The following is a 578-nucleotide window of genomic DNA, read 5'->3' on the forward strand; positions in this document are numbered from 1 at the left end:
GCGCCTGGTGGGCGAAGGCCGCAACCACCTCTCACTCAAGCTGCTGCACCAGGGCGCTCCGGTCGACGGCATCTGGTTCGGCCACACCGATCCGCTGCCCGGCCGCGTGCTGCTGGCCTTCCGGCTCGACGTGAACGAGTGGCGGGGCGAGCGCAAGGTGCAGTTCCTGGTCGAGGGCGCGCAGACCTAATTTTGGTCTTGCAAAGAAAATAGCTACCAGCCCTTGTGCAGCAAGGGCTGGTAGCTATGGAATTGTGAGTGGGTGCTGCCGCTGCAGCGCCCTCACCGGCGCGGGATCAGAAGCTTTCCCAGTCGTCGTCCGCGCCGGCCTTGGCCGGCTGCGGTGCAGGCGCCGCAATGCGCGGCGCCGGGGCGTTGGCGCGCGCGGCGGCAGGCCGCCCGGCAGAAGTCGCAGCCACTTTCGCGACGGGCGCAGCCGCCACCTTCGCGGCGGGTGCCGGCGCAGGCTTTGGCAGCGGCGCGCGCGCAGGCGCTGCGCGCACGGCACGGGCCACGACCGGGGCTTGCGCGCCCACATTGAACGCGGCAACGACGCTGGCCAGGTGCTGGGCCTGGTC

At 71.1% G+C, this 578-nt stretch carries 2 pseudogenes; one reads left to right on the forward strand and one right to left on the reverse strand.

Annotated features, from left to right (window positions below):
• Window positions 1-190: pseudogene (locus B2J89_RS21570) on the forward strand (single-stranded-DNA-specific exonuclease RecJ); the annotation flags it as partial.
• 106 nt (window positions 191-296) lie between these two features.
• On the opposite strand, the pseudogene B2J89_RS21575 reads toward B2J89_RS21570, so the two are convergent.
• Window positions 297-578 (reverse strand): annotated as a pseudogene (locus B2J89_RS21575) (methyl-accepting chemotaxis protein); the annotation flags it as partial.

Source organism: Acidovorax sp. SRB_24 (assembly GCF_012931925.1).